The organism is Streptomyces sp. NPDC002176 (genome assembly GCF_044903645.1).
In the GTDB taxonomy this organism is placed as follows: Bacteria; Actinomycetota; Actinomycetes; order Streptomycetales; family Streptomycetaceae; genus Streptomyces.
On sequence record NZ_JBJDQW010000004.1, the window covers coordinates 654,436 to 670,476 of the forward strand.

Below are 16,041 nucleotides of genomic sequence, written 5' to 3' on the forward strand. Positions count from 1 at the left end.
ATAAACGGATGGTCAGTTCCGATCGGCGGTCAGTAGCGCCATCGCCTCGTTCAGACGGCGCCGCAGGGCGAGCGCGTCGGGCGCCACGGCGCTGACGAGGACCCCCGGTCCGGCGAGCGGCATCAGGGCGGTGCCCTCCCCCAGCATCCGGGGCTCCGCCGGGATTTCTCGCAACTCCGGGGACACGAGAACCAGTTGTCCGACCGACCGGTGCCCGCCGAGCACGGCGGGTCCGTCCCAGCCGCCCGGTGCTCCGGGGCCGCAGCTCAGCTCCTGGTCGAGCAGCGTGGTGCCTCCGAGGCGGACGGTGAGCCTGCTGGTCAGCCGTCCCGGCTCCTCCCCGGCCCGCCCGAGGACCTGCTCCTCGCGCAGCAACAGCGTGGCGCCGGGCGCGAGTTCGGCGCGCGTGGTGACGTGCAGGTCGCTGCCCCGGGCCGAGATCAACTGCTCGGGCAGCCAGTGCAGCTCGCCTCCGGCGGCCACGTCGAGCCGTACGTCGTAGCGGGCCTCGCCCTTGGCCTGGCCGGGCAGTGCGAGGGTGGCGGCGGCCGAGCCCAGGTGCAGCCGGGCGCCCTCCCCCACCTGGGCGTCGATCGAGAAGCGGTCGCCGCCGAGCGGTCCGCTCATCGCGCCGACCAGCAGGACACGGGCCTCGGCGCCGTGGGCGCGGGTGCGGCGCGGGGCCAAGGGGCCGTCGCCCTCCAGCACCGGGAGCGCGGTGCCGCCCCGGCCGTCGGCGCGGGCCTCGATCCGGGCGCGGGCGCGGACTCCGGTCACGCGGTCCACGCCGCGAGCTTCCCGCGCACCCATCCGGCGACCTCGCCGACGCCGCCCTCGACGCGCAACGTCTGGAAGATCACCGGGAGTTCGGCACGCTGCGCCTTGGCGTCGGCGGCCATGCGGGCGAGGTCGGAGCCGACGTACGGGGCGAGGTCCGTCTTGTTGACCACGAGGAGGTCGGCGGTGGTGACACCGGGGCCGCCCTTGCGCGGGATGTCGTCCCCTCCGGCGACGTCGATGACGAAGATCTGGGCGTCCACCAGCCCCTTGGAGAAGGTGGCCGTGAGGTTGTCGCCTCCGGACTCGACGAGGATCAGGTCGAGCGGGCCGACGGCGTCCTCCAGGTCCTCCACGGCCTCGAGGTTGGCGGAGATGTCGTCGCGGATCGCGGTGTGCGGACAGGCGCCGGTCTCCACGGCCGTGATCCGCTCGGGCGGCAACACGGCTTCGCGCAGCAGGAATTCGGCGTCCTCGCGGGTGTAGATGTCGTTGGTGACGACGGCGAGGGAGAGTTCGTCGCGCAGCGCCCGGCACAGCGCGGCGACGGTCGCGGTCTTGCCGGAGCCGACCGGTCCGCCGAGGCCGATGCGCAGCGCGCGCCGGGCGCCGTCGGGGCGGTGCGCGTCGGCGCTGACGGCGGCGGGGCCGGTGTGGGTGTGGTCGAGATGCATGTGCGGCTCCAGGTGCGGTTCGGTGCGGGCCCTACGGGGCGAGTGCGGGTCCCATGAGGCGAGTGCGGGTCCTATGAGGCGAAGAGGCGGACCGGCCACGCGGCGTGCGCCTGTGCGCCGATCTCCAGCAGGGGCGCGGACGCGGCGGGCAGGGCGTCGGTGCCCTCGGTCAGCGCACGCCGGGCGGCCTCCACGGCACGGTCGGCCACCCGGTCCAGCTCGGGTGCCAGCCGGGCGAGCACGCCGGTGGCGTCGAACGGGTCGAGGCTGAGCAGCCGTACGGTGGCGGTCGCGGGGCCGCTCACGCTCTCGTACAGCGCGCAGTGGGCGGCGTCCAGCGGCTCCAGACCGGCCGCGCGGGCGGTGAGGCCGAGGACGACCGGCTGATGGGCGCCCTTGGGGAACTCCCGTGTCAGCGCGTCCAGTTCAGGTGAGGGCCAGGTGGCGCGGGCCGCCCGTACCAGCTGACGGCCCAGCCGTCGCGCGGCGGTGCGCAGCGCGGGGGACGGGGTGCGGGCGTCGGCGGCCGCGTCCAACTCCCGTGCGGGGATGCCGAGTACGGCGGCTGCCGCGAAGGAGGCGGCGACCAGCCCGGTGGTGTGCAGGCGTCCCCGGCAGAAGTCCTCCAGGGTCGCGGCGTCGGTGATGCGGCCCGCCTTGACGGCGGCCTCCGCCCCGCCGGAGTGGGCGTGCCCTCCGGCGGGGAAGCGGCCGTCGGCCAGGACGAGCAGCGCTGCTCTTGACATCAGCGGCCTCAGAAGAGGAAGTAGCGCTGGGCCATGGGCAGTTCGGCCGCCGGTACCGCCTCGACCAGCTCGCCGTCGATGTGCACGGCGAAGCTGTCCGGGTCGATCCGTACGTCCGGCATGGCGTCGTTCTCGCGCAGGTCGGCCTTGGTGACGGCGCGGGTGGACTGGATCGCCACGAACTCCTTGCCCAGTCCCAGCCGTTCGGGCAGGCCGTCCTCGATCGCCAGCTCAGACACGAAGTTGAAGGAGTTGGCGGCCGGGGCCCGGCCGATCGCGCCGAACATCGGGCGGGGCAGGATCGGTTGCGGGGTCGGGATGGAGGCGTTGGCGTCGCCCATCTGCGCGTAGGCGATCTGGCCGCCCTTGAGCACGAGCAGCGGCTTCACCCCGAAGAACGCGGGCTCCCACAGCACCAGGTCGGCCAGCTTGCCGGTCTCCACCGAGCCGATCTCCGTGGCGAGGCCCTGCGCGAGGGCCGGGTTGATCGTGTACTTGGCGACATAGCGCCGCACGCGGTGGTTGTCGGCGCGGCCGTCTCCGGGGAGCGCGCCCCGGCGGCCCTTCATGACGTGGGCGGTCTGCCAGGTGCGCAGGATGACCTCGCCGACGCGGCCCATGGCCTGGGAGTCGGAGGAGATGATCGAGATGGCGCCGAGGTCGTGGAGGATGTCCTCCGCGCCGATGGTGGACGGCCGGATGCGGGACTCGGCGAAGGCGAGGTCCTCGGGGACGGCCGGGTTGAGGTGGTGGCAGACCATCAGCATGTCGAGGTGTTCCTCGGCGGTGTTGACGGTGAACGGCCGGGTCGGATTGGTCGAGCTGGGCAGCACGTTGGGCTGCGAGACCACGGTCATGATGTCCGGCGCGTGCCCGCCCCCGGCGCCCTCGGTGTGGTACGAGTGGATGCCCCGCCCGGCGATGGCGGCGAGGGTGTCGCCGACGAAACCGGCCTCGTTGAGGGTGTCGGTGTGGATGGCGACCTGGATGCCGGTGCGGTCGGCCACGGTGAGGGCCGCGTCGATGACGGCCGGGGTGGAGCCCCAGTCCTCGTGCAGCTTCAGTCCGACGGCGCCGCCCCTGATCTGGGACAGCATCGCCTCCTGCGAGACGGTGTTGCCCTTGCCGAGGAAGCCGACGTTGACCGGGTACGCCTCCATCGCCTCCAGCATCCGGGCGAGGTGCCAGGGGCCCGGGGTGACGGTGGTGGCCTTGGAGCCCTCGGCCGGGCCGGTGCCGCCGCCGACCAGGGTGGTGACGCCGGAGGAGAGCGCCTCGTCGGCGATCTGCGGGCAGATGAAGTGCACATGGGCGTCGATGGCGCCCGCGGTGAGGATGCGCCCGTTGCCCGCGATGATCTCGGTCTCGGGGCCGATGACGAGGTCGGGGTGGACGCCGTCCATGGTGTCGGGGTTCCCGGCCTTGCCGATGCCGGTGATCCGGCCGTCGCGGATGCCGACGTCGGCCTTGATCACGCCCCAGTGGTCCACGACGACGACACCGGTGATCACGGTGTCCGGGGTGCCCTCGGCGCGGGTGGCGCGGGACTGGCCCATGGACTCGCGGATGACCTTGCCGCCGCCGAACACCGCCTCGTCGCCGGAGGTGCCGGGGCCGCCGGAGCGGTCCTCCTCGATCTCGATCAGGAGGTCGGTGTCGGCGAGCCGGATGCGGTCGCCGGTGGTGGGGCCGAACAGGTCGGCGTAGGCGGCGCGGGAGATCTCAGGCATCGAGGGCACCTCCGGTCTCGCCGCGCAGTCCGGGCACGATCCGGGCGCCGCCCAGGGGGACGAGTTCGACCTCGACGGGGATGCCGGGCTCGAAGCGGACGGCCGTACCGGCGGCGATGTTCAGCCGCTTGCCGTGCGCGGCGGAACGGTCGAAGTCCAGGCCGGGGTTGGCCTCGGCGAAGTGGTAGTGGGAGCCGACCTGGACGGGCCGGTCGGCGGCGTTGAGGACGGTGAGCCGGGTGGACTCGCGCCCCTCGTTGTAGACGACCGGGCCGTCCGCGAACAGCACCTCTCCGGGAATCATCGCGGGCCCCTCAGACGATCGGGTCATGGACGGTGACCAGCTTGGTGCCGTCCGGGAAGGTGGCCTCCACCTGGACGTCGTGGATCATCTCGGGGATGCCGTCCATCACGTCGTCCCGGGTCAGCACCTTGCGGCCGGAGGACATCAGCTCCGCGACGGTACGGCCGTCGCGGGCGCCCTCCAGGATGTGCGACGTGATGAGCGCGACCGCCTCCGGGTGATTGAGCTTCACGCCGCGGGCCCGGCGCCGCTCTGCCACGTCGGCCGCCACATGGATCAGCAGTCGCTCTTGCTCGTGCGGGGTCAGTTGCACGTCCCACCTCACAGTCCTCGCTCCGGACCGTGCGGGGCCCGGTCGCCGCGGCCACGACTGGGGTCGGCTCGTGATGAAAACCCCTGGTGGCGTGGGAGCGAAGGCTAGTTCGCCGGCGTTTCGGCGACGTTAACCGGCGGGGTGTTCGGCGTGCCTCGGCCTCAGGTGGTGCCGGGCCGCCGGTGCTCGGCGGCGATGCCGAACCGCTGGCGCTCGTGCGGCGGGGAGGCGGCGATCTCGCGGACGCCGGAGACGGAGCTGATCACCTGCTCGTCCTGCTCGGCGTCCCGCGCGTCGAGCGCTTCCAGCCGTGCCAGGTCGTCGGCCGAGACCAGCGCGACGAGCGGTTTGCCGTGCCGGGTCACCACGACCCGCTCACCGCCGTACACCACGCGGTTGATCAGGTCGGCCAGCTCGGCCCTGGCTTGCGTCACCGGAATCTCGTAGGCCATGACCCCATTCTAACGTCACGTACGTCCTGTACATTTTTTACAGAAGCGGGGTCGTCAGTGGTCCCGTCGATCAGGAGGGGTGTGCCATGACCCGATCGAACGCCCGACATGTCCTGCCCGAGTTCACCGAGCGCGACGGAGGCGTCCGCCGCACGCTCGACCCGTACTCCAAGCTGTTCGAACACCGGATCGTGTTCCTGGGCACGCCGCTGGACGACACGGCGGCCACGGATGTGATCGCCCAGCTCATGCAGCTCGAACACGCCGCCCCGGACCGGGACATCACGCTGTACCTGAACTGCCCCGGCGGCGACTTCCACGCCATGACGGCGGTCTACGACACGATGCGCTACGTCGGCTGCGACGTGGGGACGTACTGCCTGGGCCAGGTCGCCTCGGTGGCCACCGTGCTGCTCGCGGCCGGTACGCCCGGCAAGCGGTTCGCGCTGCCCGGCTCGCGGGTGGTGCTGCGTCAGCCGGAGCTGACCGAGCCGGTGCAGGGGCAGCCCAGCGACCTGGAGATCAAGGCGGCGGAGCTGGTCAGGGCGCGGGAGCTGATGGAGGAGCTGCTCGTGCGGCACACCGGCCGGGACGCCGCCACCGTCACCGCGGATCTGGAGCGGGAGCGGGTGCTGGACGCCACCGGCGCCCTGGAGCACGGCCTGGTCGACGGCGTCGTACGCGACCGCAAGCAGCTGCCCGGCGCCCGGTGAGCGGGCCGTGCTGCCGGAGGAGCTGCCGCCGCTGCCCGCGCTGACCCGCGCCGAGGGCGAGCTGATCGACCGTTATCTGGAGGCGGCCGACCTGCTGGGCCGGATCAACCCGGCCCGGCACGGGGACACGTACCGGGCCCTCAGGGCGGCGCAGGCGCTGGTGCGCACGGCGGCCGCGCTCCGTGACGCGCTCGCGCTGATGCACGGGCGGGGCGAGGCGGAGCTGTACGGGCGCACGCTGGCACACGCGCTCCGGGTGCTGGACGGGGAGCGCCGGGCCGCGCGCGTCGCGCTCCCGCCCGATGACGTCGGCTGAGCCGGACACCGCCGTCGGCCGGACGGGGCACGGCGTGTCGTCCGCCGCGCCGAAACGGGCCGAACGTGCTACCGCCGACCGGTGTATCTCCGCGCCCGTTTCCGGACCCGCCGAGTTGCGCGCGGCGCGCCCGGCGGGCCGACGCGCGGCGATCGAATCCCAGGTCCGGGGCCATGCAGGGGAATTGACGGCGGCTCGGACATACCCCTGTCCACCCGAACGGGTGAGTGGTGAGTAACACCACAAACCCCCGGTTCCATTGGGATTTTCGGACAGGAGTGGGCCAAGATCCCTGTCTGACGACAAGACCCCGCCACAACGGCGGGGCGCATCCGGGCGGACGCCGAGTCCTGCCGCCACCCGGATGACCGGTCGACAGAAGTGCATCGGCAGGAGTGGAGGACCCGAGCAAGACGGGTCGCCGGGACGGATGTCCGCGAGACGCGGACGATCGTGCCGAGCAGCCCTTGGGGTGAAGCCGTGGTGACACGGCCGGGCAACTTCGCCAGCCCGAATCCGACAGGTCATCCTTCACAGGCGGCTGACGAAGGGTTGCGCATGACTGCGCTCAATCGTGTCCCGTCGCTGATGGCCCGGGCCGGTACGGCCTCGGCCCTCACCCTGGCCGCCGTGGGCGGCTCGATCATGGTGCCGGGACTGGCCACCGACGCCTCCGCCGCGACCACCGCGTCGAAGGCACTGAAGGTCGCCGCGTCCAAGAAGGGCGCCCCCTACCGCTACGGAGCCACCGGGCCGGGCCGCTTCGACTGCTCGGGCCTGACGCTGTACTCGTTCAAGAAGGCGGGCAAGAAGCTGCCGCGGACGGCCGCCCAGCAGTACAACAAGACGCACCACATCTCCTCGGGCCACCGCAAGGCCGGTGACCTGGTGTTCTTCCACTCGGGCTCCAGCGTCTACCACGTCGGCATCTACGCCGGTAAGGGCAAGATCTGGCACGCGCCGAAGTCCGGGGACGTGGTGCGGCTCCAGAAGATCTGGACCAAGAGCGTCTGGTACGGCCGGGTCAACTAGCGGCGCCGGAACACGGCTGGGGACGGCTTCCGCGGGCGTACACGCGCCCCGGAGCCGGTTCCTGGCCCCGCCGGGGCTCTCAGCGGGCCGGTGAGGGCTCCGGGCGGGCCGTGACGGTCAGCGGCCGGTCCGGGACGCTCCAGGGCAGCTCGACGAAGACGGTCTTGCCGCCCTCGCGGGTCGGCCGGACCCGGAGCTTGCCGCCGCACTCGACGGTGAGACACCGGATGATGGCCATGCCGCGCCCGTTGTCCTGGGCGACCGCCGCCGGGAGCCTCTTGGGCAGCCGCGGGTGGCTGTCCGTCACCCCGATGAGCAGCAGCTCGTCCCTGGCCAGCACGATGTCCACGGTGAAGGTGGGCGACTGGCCCAGGGTGTGCTGGACGGCGTTGGTGGCGAGTTCGGAGACGATGAGGCGCACCGTGTCGGCCACCTCGTCGTCCGAGGGCAGCCCCCAGCCCATCAGGGTGCCCACGACATAGGACCGGGCCGTGGAGACCGAGGCGGGATCGCTCGGCAGAGTGACGGATGCTTCCAGATGGTCTGCCATGGCGAAGTCGTCCCTTTCCCACGGGCGGCCCGCCGACCTCCCACACGCCGCGCGGCGACGCGGGGCGGAGGCTTCGGACACGGTCCCGCTCTGGTGCGTGCAGGTCACCCTGCCATCACGGGGCCGGTCCGGGGAACCAACCCCCCAGATACGCGGACATCTGTCGCTCAACGGGGTGAACTCTGCGACGTGCGCCCGTATTTGACGGGGTTTTTCCCGACCTCAGCTGGGCCGAACGGCGGTGATGACCCGAACGGCCCGTTCGATCTCCGCCCCGGACAGGTCCGCGCGGGCGGTCAGCCGCAGCCGGGAGACGCCGTCCGGGACCGACGGCGGGCGGAAACATCCCACCGACAGACCCTCGGCACGGCAGTCGGCGGCCCAGCGCACCGCGGCGTCGGCGGACGGCGCCCGTACGGAGACCACGGCCGCGTCCGGGCGGACCGCCGACAGACCCTCGGCGGTCAGCCGGGCGTGCAGTTCGGCGGCGACCTCCCGGACGCGCGCCGGGCGCTCCGGTTCGCGCCGGAGCAGCCGCAGCGCGGCGAGCGCCGCCCCCGCGGCGGCCGGGGCGAGTCCGGTGTCGAAGATGAACGTCCGCGCGGTGTTGACCAGATGGCCGATCACCCGCGCCGGGCCCAGCACCACCCCGCCCTGGCTGCCCAGCGACTTGGACAGCGTCGCGGTGACCACCACGTCGGCCGCGCCCGCGAGCCCGGCCGCGTGCGCCGCGCCCCGGCCGCCCTCCCCCAGCACGCCGAGCCCGTGGGCGTCGTCCACGACCAGCCCGGCCCCGTGCTCCCGGCAGACGTCGGCCAGTCGGCGCAGCGGGGCGGCGTCGCCGTCGACGGAGAACACCGTGTCGGAGACGGCGATCGCCTCGCCCCGGTGGGTCGCCAGCGCCTTGGCCACGGCCTCCGGGTCGGCGTGCCCGACGACCTGGGTGGTGCCGCGCGCCAGGCGGCAGCCGTCGATCAGGGAGGCGTGGTTGCCCGCGTCGGAGACGATCAGCGAGCCGTGCGGACCGAGCGCGGTGACGGCGGCCAGGTTGGCGGCGTACCCGGAGGACAGGACGAGGGCCGCCTCGAAGCCGCAGAACGCGGCGAGTTCGGCCTCCAGCCGGGCGTGCAGCTCGGTGGTGCCGGTGACGAGGCGCGAGCCGGTGGCGCCGCCGCCCCAGGTCCGGGCCGCGTCCGCCGCGCCCTCGACGACCTCCGGGTGGCGGGCCAGGCCCAGATAGTCGTTGCTCGCCAGATCCAGCAGGGGCGAGTCGGCGGGACGGGGGCGCAGGGTCCGCAGGAGTCCGGCGCGGCGGCGCGCCTCGGCCTGCTCGTCGATCCAGCCGAACGCCATGGCTCCTCCGGGCTTTCGCTCACACGGGTTGTATAGACACACGGGTTTTGTAGACAACAGACAGACACTAGCGGCGCGGAGAGCCGCCCATGATGTGGCAATACCCACACGGTGAACCCCGGTCGTTGTGCGAAGTCTCCTTGGCCCCGGGCGGTCGGGTAGGACAGGATCAAGCCTCATGGACCTGCTGAACACGCTGGTGGACAAGGGACTGCGGCGCGAGACGCCGACGCGCGAGGAAGCACTCGCCGTGCTCGCCACCTCCGACGACGACCTGCTCGATGTGGTGGCCGCGGCCGGCAAGGTGCGGCGGCACTGGTTCGGCCGCAGGGTGAAACTCAACTATCTGGTCAACCTCAAGTCGGGCCTGTGCCCGGAGGACTGCTCCTACTGCTCGCAGCGGCTGGGCTCCACCGCGGGCATCCTCAAGTACACCTGGCTGAAGCCCGACCAGGCGTCCGAGGCGGCGGCCGCCGGGCTCGCCGGGGGCGCCAAGCGGGTGTGCCTGGTGGCGTCCGGGCGCGGACCGACGGACCGGGACGTGGACCGGGTCTCCGACACCATCAAGGCCATCAAGGACCAGAACGAGGGCGTGGAGGTGTGCGCCTGCCTCGGCCTGCTCTCCGACGGCCAGGCGGAGCGGCTGCGCGCGGCGGGCGCCGACGCCTACAACCACAACCTCAACACCTCCGAGGCGACCTACGGCGAGATCACCACCACCCATACCTACGCCGACCGGGTGGACACGGTGCACAAGGCGCACGCGGCCGGTCTTTCCGCCTGCTCGGGGCTGATCGCGGGCATGGGTGAGCGCGACGAGGACCTGGTGGACGTGGTGTTCGCGCTGCGCGAGCTGGACCCGGACTCCGTGCCGGTGAACTTCCTGATCCCGTTCGAGGGCACCCCGCTGGCCAAGGAGTGGAACCTCACCCCGCAGCGCTGTATGCGCATCCTCGCCATGGTCCGCTTCGTCTGCCCGGACGTGGAGGTGCGGATCGCGGGCGGCCGTGAGGTGCACCTGCGCTCGCTCCAGCCGCTCGCGCTGCACCTGGCCAACTCGATCTTCCTCGGGGACTACCTGACCAGCGAGGGCCAGGCGGGCAAGGCCGACCTGGAGATGATCGCGGACGCCGGGTTCGAGGTGGAGGGCGCGGACGAGGTGACCCTGCCGGAACACCGGGCGGCGGCCGGTGGCGGCTGCGGCTCGCACGCGGCGGCGGGCGGGTGCGGTACGGACGCGGAGTCGGCCGGGTGCGGTTCGCACGCGGGGGGCGGCGTCTGCGGTACACCCGAGGCTTCCGCGCCCGCCGAGCCGCGCACCGATCTGGTCGCCGTGCGCCGCCGGGGTGCCGGGACGGACCTCGCGCCCAATGCCTGACCTGGATACGGCCGAGCTGCTGAAGCTGGACCGGCGGCATGTGTGGCATCCGTACGGTCCGATGCCGGGCCGCAGCGAACCGCTCGTCGTGGAGTCGGCGAGCGGGGTCCGGCTGCGGCTGGCGGACGGCGCGGAGCTGGTCGACGGGATGTCGTCCTGGTGGTCGGCGATCCACGGCTACCGCCACCCGGTGCTGGACGAGGCGGCGCGCGCGCAGTTGGGGCGGATGAGCCATGTGATGTTCGGCGGGCTTACCCATGAGCCCGCCGTACGGCTGGCGAAGCTCCTTGTCGACATGTCGCCCGAGGGTCTTGAGCATGTCTTCCTCGCGGACTCCGGCTCGGTGTCCGTCGAGGTGGCCGTCAAGATGTGCCTGCAGTACTGGCGTTCGCTCGGCCGTCCCGGCAAGCGGCGCCTGCTGACCTGGCGCGGCGGCTACCACGGCGACACCTGGCACCCGATGTCGGTCTGCGACCCGGAGGGCGGCATGCACGGGCTGTGGTCCGGCGCGCTGCCCCGCCAGGTCTTCGCGGACGCGCCGCCCGCCGCCTACGAGGAGGCGTACGCGGAGCATCTGCGGTCCATGATCGAGCGGCACGCGGACGAACTGGCCGCCGTGATCGTGGAGCCGGTGGTGCAGGGCGCGGGCGGGATGCGGTTCCACTCCCCCGCGTATCTGCGGGTGCTGCGCGAGGCGTGCGACGCGCACGACGTGCTGCTGGTGTTCGACGAGATCGCCACCGGCTTCGGGCGTACGGGCGCGCTGTTCGCGGCGGAACATGCCGCGATCTCGCCCGATGTGATGTGCGTGGGCAAGGCGCTGACCGGCGGTTATCTCACGCTGGCGGCGACCCTGTGCACCGCGCGGGTGGCCGACGGCATCTCGCGCGGCGAGGTGCCGGTGCTCGCGCACGGGCCGACCTTCATGGGCAACCCGCTGGCCGCGAGCGTGGCCTGCGCCTCGGTCGAGCTGCTGCTCGGGCAGGACTGGCGGGGCGAGGTGAAGCGGATCGAGACCGGTCTGCGGGAGGGTCTCGCCGAGGCCGCGGAGCTGCCCGGTGTCCGGGACGTACGCGTGCTGGGCGCCATCGGCGTGGTCCAGCTCGACCACGAGGTGGACATGGCGGCCGCGACGCGGGCCGCCGTGCGGGAGGGCGTGTGGCTGCGCCCCTTCCGCGACCTGGTCTACACGATGCCGCCGTACGTCACGGACGACGCGGACGTGGCACGGATCGCGCGCGCGGTGTGCGCCGCGGCGCGGGAGGGATGACATGCCGGTACTGGTGATCACGGGCACGGGCACGGAGATCGGCAAGACGATGGTGACGGCCGCCGTGGCGGCCGCCGCCCTCGCGTCGGGCCGCTCGGTGGCCGTCCTGAAGCCCGCACAGACAGGCGTACGCCCGGACGAACGCGGCGACGCCGACGAGGTGGCCCGCCTGGCGGGCCCGGTCACGGCCCGCGAACTGGCCCGCTACCCCGACCCGTTGGCCCCCGCCACGGCCGCCCGCCGGGCCGGTCTGCCCCCGGTGCGGCCGCAGGACGTGGCCGAGGCGGCGGCCAAACTGGCCACCGACCACGACCTGGTCCTGGTCGAGGGCGCGGGCGGCCTCCTGGTCCGCTTCGACCCGGAGGGCGGCACCCTGGCCGACGCGGCGTCCTTCCTGGGCGCCCCGGTCCTGCTGGTCGCCCCGGCGGGCCTGGGCACCCTCAACTCCACGGACCTCACGGCCCGCGAACTACGCTCCCGCGAGCTGGAGTTGACCGGCGTGGTGATCGGCTCCTGGCCGGCCTCCCCCGACCTCGCCACCCGCTGCAACGTCACCGACCTCCCGGAGGTGGCCGCAGCCCCCCTGCTGGGCGCACTCCCCCAGGGCACGGGCCTCCTGCCTCCGACGGAGTTCCGCACCCAGGCACCGTCCTGGCTGTCGCCCCGGCTGTGGGGGACGTGGGACCCGGACGGGTTCCGGGAGCGGGAGGGCGCGGAGTAGGGACGTACGGGCGCGGAGTAGGGACGTACGGATTCCCCCCTGCTTGCATCCACCGCTCCACCGATTGCCGAACATCGTTTCAGGTGTGGTTCGGGTCACACTAGGCTCGGCCATGGCCGAGGGATCGGGACGTCGAGGCGACGGGGAGTGCATCGTGTTCACATCTGCTGCTCAGGACGTGCCGGGCGCGGTGCCGGGGGACGGGACGGTGGCCCGGGCCCGTGGGCTGACCAAGGCGTACGGCACCGGGGAGACGGCCGTGATCGCGCTGGACTCGGTGGACGTGGACATCGCGCGCGGGCGGTTCACCGCCGTGATGGGGCCGTCCGGGTCGGGGAAGTCCACGCTGATGCACTGCCTGGCGGGTCTGGACACGGTCTCGGCCGGTCAGGTGTGGCTCGGGGACACCGAGATCACCGGGCTGAAGGACGGTGAGCTGACCCGGCTGCGCCGGGACCGGATCGGGTTCGTCTTCCAGTCGTTCAATCTGATCCCCACACTGACGGCGGCGGAGAACATCACGCTGCCCATGGACATCGCGGGCCGCAGGCCGGAGGCGGGCTGGGTGGACCAGGTGATCGACCGGCTGGGGCTGCGCGACCGGCTCGGGCACCGCCCGGCGCAGCTGTCCGGGGGCCAGCAGCAGCGCGTCGCGTGCGCGCGGGCGCTCGCCTCGCAGCCGGAGCTGATCTTCGCGGACGAGCCCACCGGCAACCTGGACTCCCGCTCGGGTCTGGAGGTGCTGGGCTTCCTGCGCAGCGCGGTGGACGACCTCGGGCAGAGCGTCGTCATGGTCACGCACGACCCCGGCGCGGCCGCCCACTCCGACCTGGTGCTCTTCCTCGGTGACGGGCGGATCGTGGACCGGATGGAGCGGCCCACGGCGGACACCGTGCTGGAGCGGATGAAGGCGTTCGACGTGGTCCGGGGCAGGCTCGGCGACGACGCCGTGGCGCGGGAGGACTGACCCCCGTGCTCAAGGCGACTTTGCGCAGTTTTCTCGCGCACAAGGGGCGGCTGGCGCTCTCCGCGCTGGCCGTCGTGCTGTCCGTGGCGTTCGTCTCGGGCAGTCTGATCTTCTCCGACACGGTGACCCGTACCTTCGACCGGCTGTTCGCCTCCACCGCGGCGGACGTGACGGTCGGCCCGAAGCAGGACCTGCGGTCCCCGGTGCCGGGCGGCGGGGTGCAGACGGTGCCCGCGGACCTCGCGGGCCGGGTGGCGAAGGTCCCCGGTGTCGCGTCGGCGCACGCGGACGTGTCGGTGCAGAACATCACGGTGATCGACAGCCGCAACCGGTCCGTCGGCCCGACCACGGGCGCCCCCACGATCGCGACCTCCTGGTACCTGACCGACCGCAGCCCGGTGGAGCTGACCTCGGGTCACGCGCCGCGCGGCGCGGGCGAGGCGCTGCTCGACGCGGACACCGCGGACAAGAAGCACGTACGGATCGGCGACACGCTGACCGTGCAGGCGCAGCCGGGGACGTTCCGGGTGCGGGTCGTGGGCATCGCCACGTTCCGCACCACCAACCCCGGCGCGGCGCTGGTCTTCCTCGACCAGGCCACGGCCGGGAAGCAGTTGCTGGGTTCGGCGGACAAGGCCACCGCCATCTCGGTGGAGGCGGCGCCGGGCGTCACCGACCCGGTGCTGAAGGGCCGGGTCGCCGCGGCGATCGGCGGCGGCTACGACCTGAAGACCGCCGCCGAGCAGGCCAAGTCGGCGGCCGCGAACCTCGGCGGGTTCCTCGACGTGATCAAGTACGTGATGCTGGGCTTCGCCGGGATCGCGGTGCTCGTCGGCATCTTCCTGATCGTCAACACCTTCTCCATGCTGATCGCCCAGCGCACCCGTGAACTCGGCCTGCTGCGGGCGCTGGGCGCGGACCGGCGCCAGGTGCGGCGCTCGGTGCTGCTGGAGGCGCTGCTGCTCGGGGTGGTGGGCTCCACGCTGGGGCTGGCGGCCGGGATCGGGATGGCGTACGGGCTGATCCGGCTGATGAGCCTGTTCGGGATGAACCTCAAGGCCACGGAGATGGTGATCGGCTGGGGCACGCCGGTCGCGGCGTACGTGGTCGGGGTGGGCGTCACCTTCGTCGCCGCGTATCTGCCCGCGCGGCGGGCGGCGACGGTGTCGCCGATGGCGGCGCTGTCGGACGCGGAGATCGCCGGGATCGACAAGCCGCTGACCGGCCGGGCCGTCGCGGGCGCCGTCATGGGCGTGGCCGGGGCGGCGGCGCTGGCCGGGTGCGTGGCGGCGACGAAGGCCGCGCCCGCGGCCGCGCTGCTGGGGCTGGGCGTGGTCCTGACGCTGATCGCCATGGTGATCGCCGGGCCGCTGCTGGTGCGGCCGGTGATCCGGGTGCTGGGCGGCGCGTTCCCGACGCTGTTCGGTTCGGTGGGCCGGATGAGCCAGCGCAACGCGCTGCGCAATCCGCGACGTACGGGGGCCACGGCGGCGGCGCTGATGGTGGGGCTGGCGCTGGTCGGCGGGATGTCGGTGGCGAGCGCCTCGATGTCGGCGTCGTTCGACCGGCAGATCGACCGTACGCTCGGCGCCGACTTCATCGTGCAGAGCACCAACTTCACACCGTTCAGCGACGACGTGCGGCGCACGGTCCTCCGCACCGAGGGCGTCGGGCTCGTCGTACCGCAGCGGATCACACCGCTCGCGGTGCGGATGCCGGACGGACGGCGGGTGCAGACGGCGGCCTCGGCGTACGGGCCGGGCCTGGACGACGTCGTGCACCTCACCTACGCGCGCGGCGGCACCGGGGCCGCGCTGGCGGACGGGCGGCTGGCTATGGACGCCGGGTTCGCGAAGGACCACGGCGCGCGGGTCGGCACCGTGCTGCCGGTGGAGTTCCCCGGCGGACGCGAGGCGCGGATCACGGTCGGCGCGCTCACCAACCTGGACTCGCCGGAGGGGTTCGGCACGCAGGGCGGAATCTTCCTGGGCCTGAAGACGGTGGACCGTTACGTGCCCGGCGCCCAGGACTCGGTGCTCTTCGTCAACGCCGCCCCCGGCACCGACGCGGCGGGGCTGCGGTCCTCCCTGGAGTCTGCGCTCACGCCGTATCCGCAGCTCCAGGTACGCGACCAGGCCGACTACAAGAAGCTGGTGCACGACCAGATCTCGGTGCTGCTGTACCTGGTGTACGCGCTGCTCGGGCTGGCGATCGCCATCGCGGTGCTCGGGGTGGTCAACACCCTGGCGCTGTCGGTGGTGGAGCGCACCCGGGAGATCGGGCTGCTGCGGGCGATCGGGCTGAGCAGGCGGCAGTTGCGCCGGATGATCCGGCTGGAGTCGGTGGTGATCGCGGTGTTCGGCGCGGTACTCGGGCTGGCGTTGGGGCTGGTGTGGGGTGTGTGCGGTCAGCAGGTGCTGGCGCTGCGCGGGCTGAAGGAGCTCCAGGTGCCCTGGGGCACCATCGTCGCCGTGGTGATCGGCTCGGCGGTGGTGGGTGTGGTGGCGGCGCTGCTCCCGGCGCTGCGGGCCTCGCGGATGAACGTGCTGGCCGCGATCGCCCACGAGTGAGCGGGCCCGGGTTGGTCGGGTGGCGGGTTTCCGTCCGGCACGGCACGGTATAGATGGTCCGTACCGCGTGATCTGCAAGGGGGCGCGTCCCGGCGCGGACTTCGGGCTCGTACACCGGGTCCGGGCGTCGTCCGGGCCGAGCCCGGCCGACCACCACACCCCTTGGACCCCGGGT

General features: G+C 72.9%; 17 protein-coding genes and 1 riboswitch. Of the genes, 8 read left to right on the forward strand and 9 right to left on the reverse strand.

The window, feature by feature from the left end; all coding sequences use genetic code 11:
• Positions 1-12: 12 nt before the first annotated feature.
• The 7 genes from ACI2LY_RS22150 to ACI2LY_RS22180 all read right to left on the reverse strand — a co-directional run bounded on the left by ACI2LY_RS22150 (position 13) and on the right by ACI2LY_RS22180 (position 4,996).
• Positions 13-810, reverse strand: coding sequence for an urease accessory protein UreD (locus tag ACI2LY_RS22150; protein ID WP_404708653.1), 798 nt, complete (start codon positions 808-810; stop codon positions 13-15).
• On the reverse strand, positions 774-1,451 hold the full coding sequence (gene ureG / locus ACI2LY_RS22155; RefSeq protein WP_404708654.1) for an urease accessory protein UreG: 678 nt from the start codon (positions 1,449-1,451) through the stop codon (positions 774-776). The genes ACI2LY_RS22150 and ureG overlap by 37 nt, the downstream gene beginning before the upstream one ends.
• 71 nt (positions 1,452-1,522) lie before the next feature.
• A complete protein-coding gene (locus ACI2LY_RS22160; protein ID WP_404708655.1) occupies positions 1,523-2,197 on the reverse strand; it encodes an urease accessory protein UreF in 675 nt (224 codons plus the stop codon).
• An 8-nt stretch (positions 2,198-2,205) separates the two neighbouring features.
• Positions 2,206-3,927 carry an urease subunit alpha gene (locus ACI2LY_RS22165; protein WP_404708656.1) on the reverse strand — a complete coding sequence of 574 codons (1,722 nt, stop codon included), beginning with the start codon at positions 3,925-3,927 and terminating at the stop codon, positions 2,206-2,208.
• On the reverse strand, positions 3,920-4,231 hold the full coding sequence (locus tag ACI2LY_RS22170) for an urease subunit beta (protein ID WP_404708657.1): 312 nt from the start codon (positions 4,229-4,231) through the stop codon (positions 3,920-3,922). The genes ACI2LY_RS22165 and ACI2LY_RS22170 overlap by 8 nt, the downstream gene beginning before the upstream one ends.
• 10 nt (positions 4,232-4,241) lie before the next feature.
• Positions 4,242-4,544, reverse strand: coding sequence for an urease subunit gamma (locus ACI2LY_RS22175; protein ID WP_164188155.1), 303 nt, complete (start codon positions 4,542-4,544; stop codon positions 4,242-4,244).
• A 161-nt stretch (positions 4,545-4,705) separates the two neighbouring features.
• On the reverse strand, positions 4,706-4,996 hold the full coding sequence (locus ACI2LY_RS22180) for a type II toxin-antitoxin system Phd/YefM family antitoxin (RefSeq protein ID WP_404708658.1): 291 nt from the start codon (positions 4,994-4,996) through the stop codon (positions 4,706-4,708).
• A gap of 86 nt (positions 4,997-5,082) precedes the next feature.
• Between ACI2LY_RS22180 and ACI2LY_RS22185 the strand changes: the two genes are divergently transcribed.
• From ACI2LY_RS22185 to ACI2LY_RS22195, 3 genes are all read left to right on the forward strand, one after another.
• Complete coding sequence (locus ACI2LY_RS22185) at positions 5,083-5,709, forward strand: ATP-dependent Clp protease proteolytic subunit (protein ID WP_404708659.1); 627 nt, start codon at positions 5,083-5,085, stop codon at positions 5,707-5,709.
• Positions 5,710-5,716: 7 nt separating this feature from the next.
• Entirely contained in the window at positions 5,717-6,025 is a 309-nt protein-coding gene (locus tag ACI2LY_RS22190; RefSeq protein ID WP_393915631.1) for a hypothetical protein, read from the forward strand.
• Positions 6,026-6,366: 341 nt separating this feature from the next.
• Positions 6,367-6,580: riboswitch (cyclic di-AMP (ydaO/yuaA leader) on the forward strand.
• 3 nt (positions 6,581-6,583) lie between these two features.
• The gene (locus tag ACI2LY_RS22195) at positions 6,584-7,057 is read left to right on the forward strand and encodes a C40 family peptidase (RefSeq protein WP_376115131.1); all 474 of its coding nucleotides are present in this window, start codon (positions 6,584-6,586) and stop codon (positions 7,055-7,057) included.
• Between the two features lie 79 nt (positions 7,058-7,136).
• Here the strand turns inward: ACI2LY_RS22195 and ACI2LY_RS22200 are convergent, their stop codons facing one another.
• A complete protein-coding gene (locus tag ACI2LY_RS22200; RefSeq protein WP_404708660.1) occupies positions 7,137-7,607 on the reverse strand; it encodes an ATP-binding protein in 471 nt (156 codons plus the stop codon).
• Between the two features lie 222 nt (positions 7,608-7,829).
• The gene (locus ACI2LY_RS22205) at positions 7,830-8,960 is read right to left on the reverse strand and encodes an 8-amino-7-oxononanoate synthase (RefSeq protein ID WP_404708661.1); all 1,131 of its coding nucleotides are present in this window, start codon (positions 8,958-8,960) and stop codon (positions 7,830-7,832) included.
• A 178-nt stretch (positions 8,961-9,138) separates the two neighbouring features.
• On the opposite strand from ACI2LY_RS22205, the gene bioB reads away from it, so the two are divergent.
• The 5 genes from bioB to ACI2LY_RS22230 all read left to right on the forward strand — a co-directional run bounded on the left by bioB (position 9,139) and on the right by ACI2LY_RS22230 (position 15,866).
• A complete protein-coding gene (bioB, locus tag ACI2LY_RS22210) occupies positions 9,139-10,338 on the forward strand; it encodes a biotin synthase BioB (RefSeq protein ID WP_404708662.1) in 1,200 nt (399 codons plus the stop codon).
• The gene (locus ACI2LY_RS22215) at positions 10,331-11,608 is read left to right on the forward strand and encodes an adenosylmethionine--8-amino-7-oxononanoate transaminase (protein WP_404708663.1); all 1,278 of its coding nucleotides are present in this window, start codon (positions 10,331-10,333) and stop codon (positions 11,606-11,608) included. The genes bioB and ACI2LY_RS22215 overlap by 8 nt, the downstream gene beginning before the upstream one ends.
• A gap of 1 nt (position 11,609) precedes the next feature.
• On the forward strand, positions 11,610-12,329 hold the full coding sequence (gene bioD / locus ACI2LY_RS22220; protein ID WP_404708664.1) for a dethiobiotin synthase: 720 nt from the start codon (positions 11,610-11,612) through the stop codon (positions 12,327-12,329).
• A gap of 154 nt (positions 12,330-12,483) precedes the next feature.
• Positions 12,484-13,296, forward strand: a complete 813-nt coding sequence (locus ACI2LY_RS22225; protein ID WP_404708665.1) for an ABC transporter ATP-binding protein — start codon at positions 12,484-12,486, stop codon at positions 13,294-13,296.
• A 5-nt stretch (positions 13,297-13,301) separates the two neighbouring features.
• Positions 13,302-15,866 (forward strand): ABC transporter permease, encoded by a 2,565-nt coding sequence (locus tag ACI2LY_RS22230; protein WP_404708666.1) that lies wholly within the window; start codon positions 13,302-13,304, stop codon positions 15,864-15,866.
• Positions 15,867-16,041: the final 175 nt, after the last annotated feature.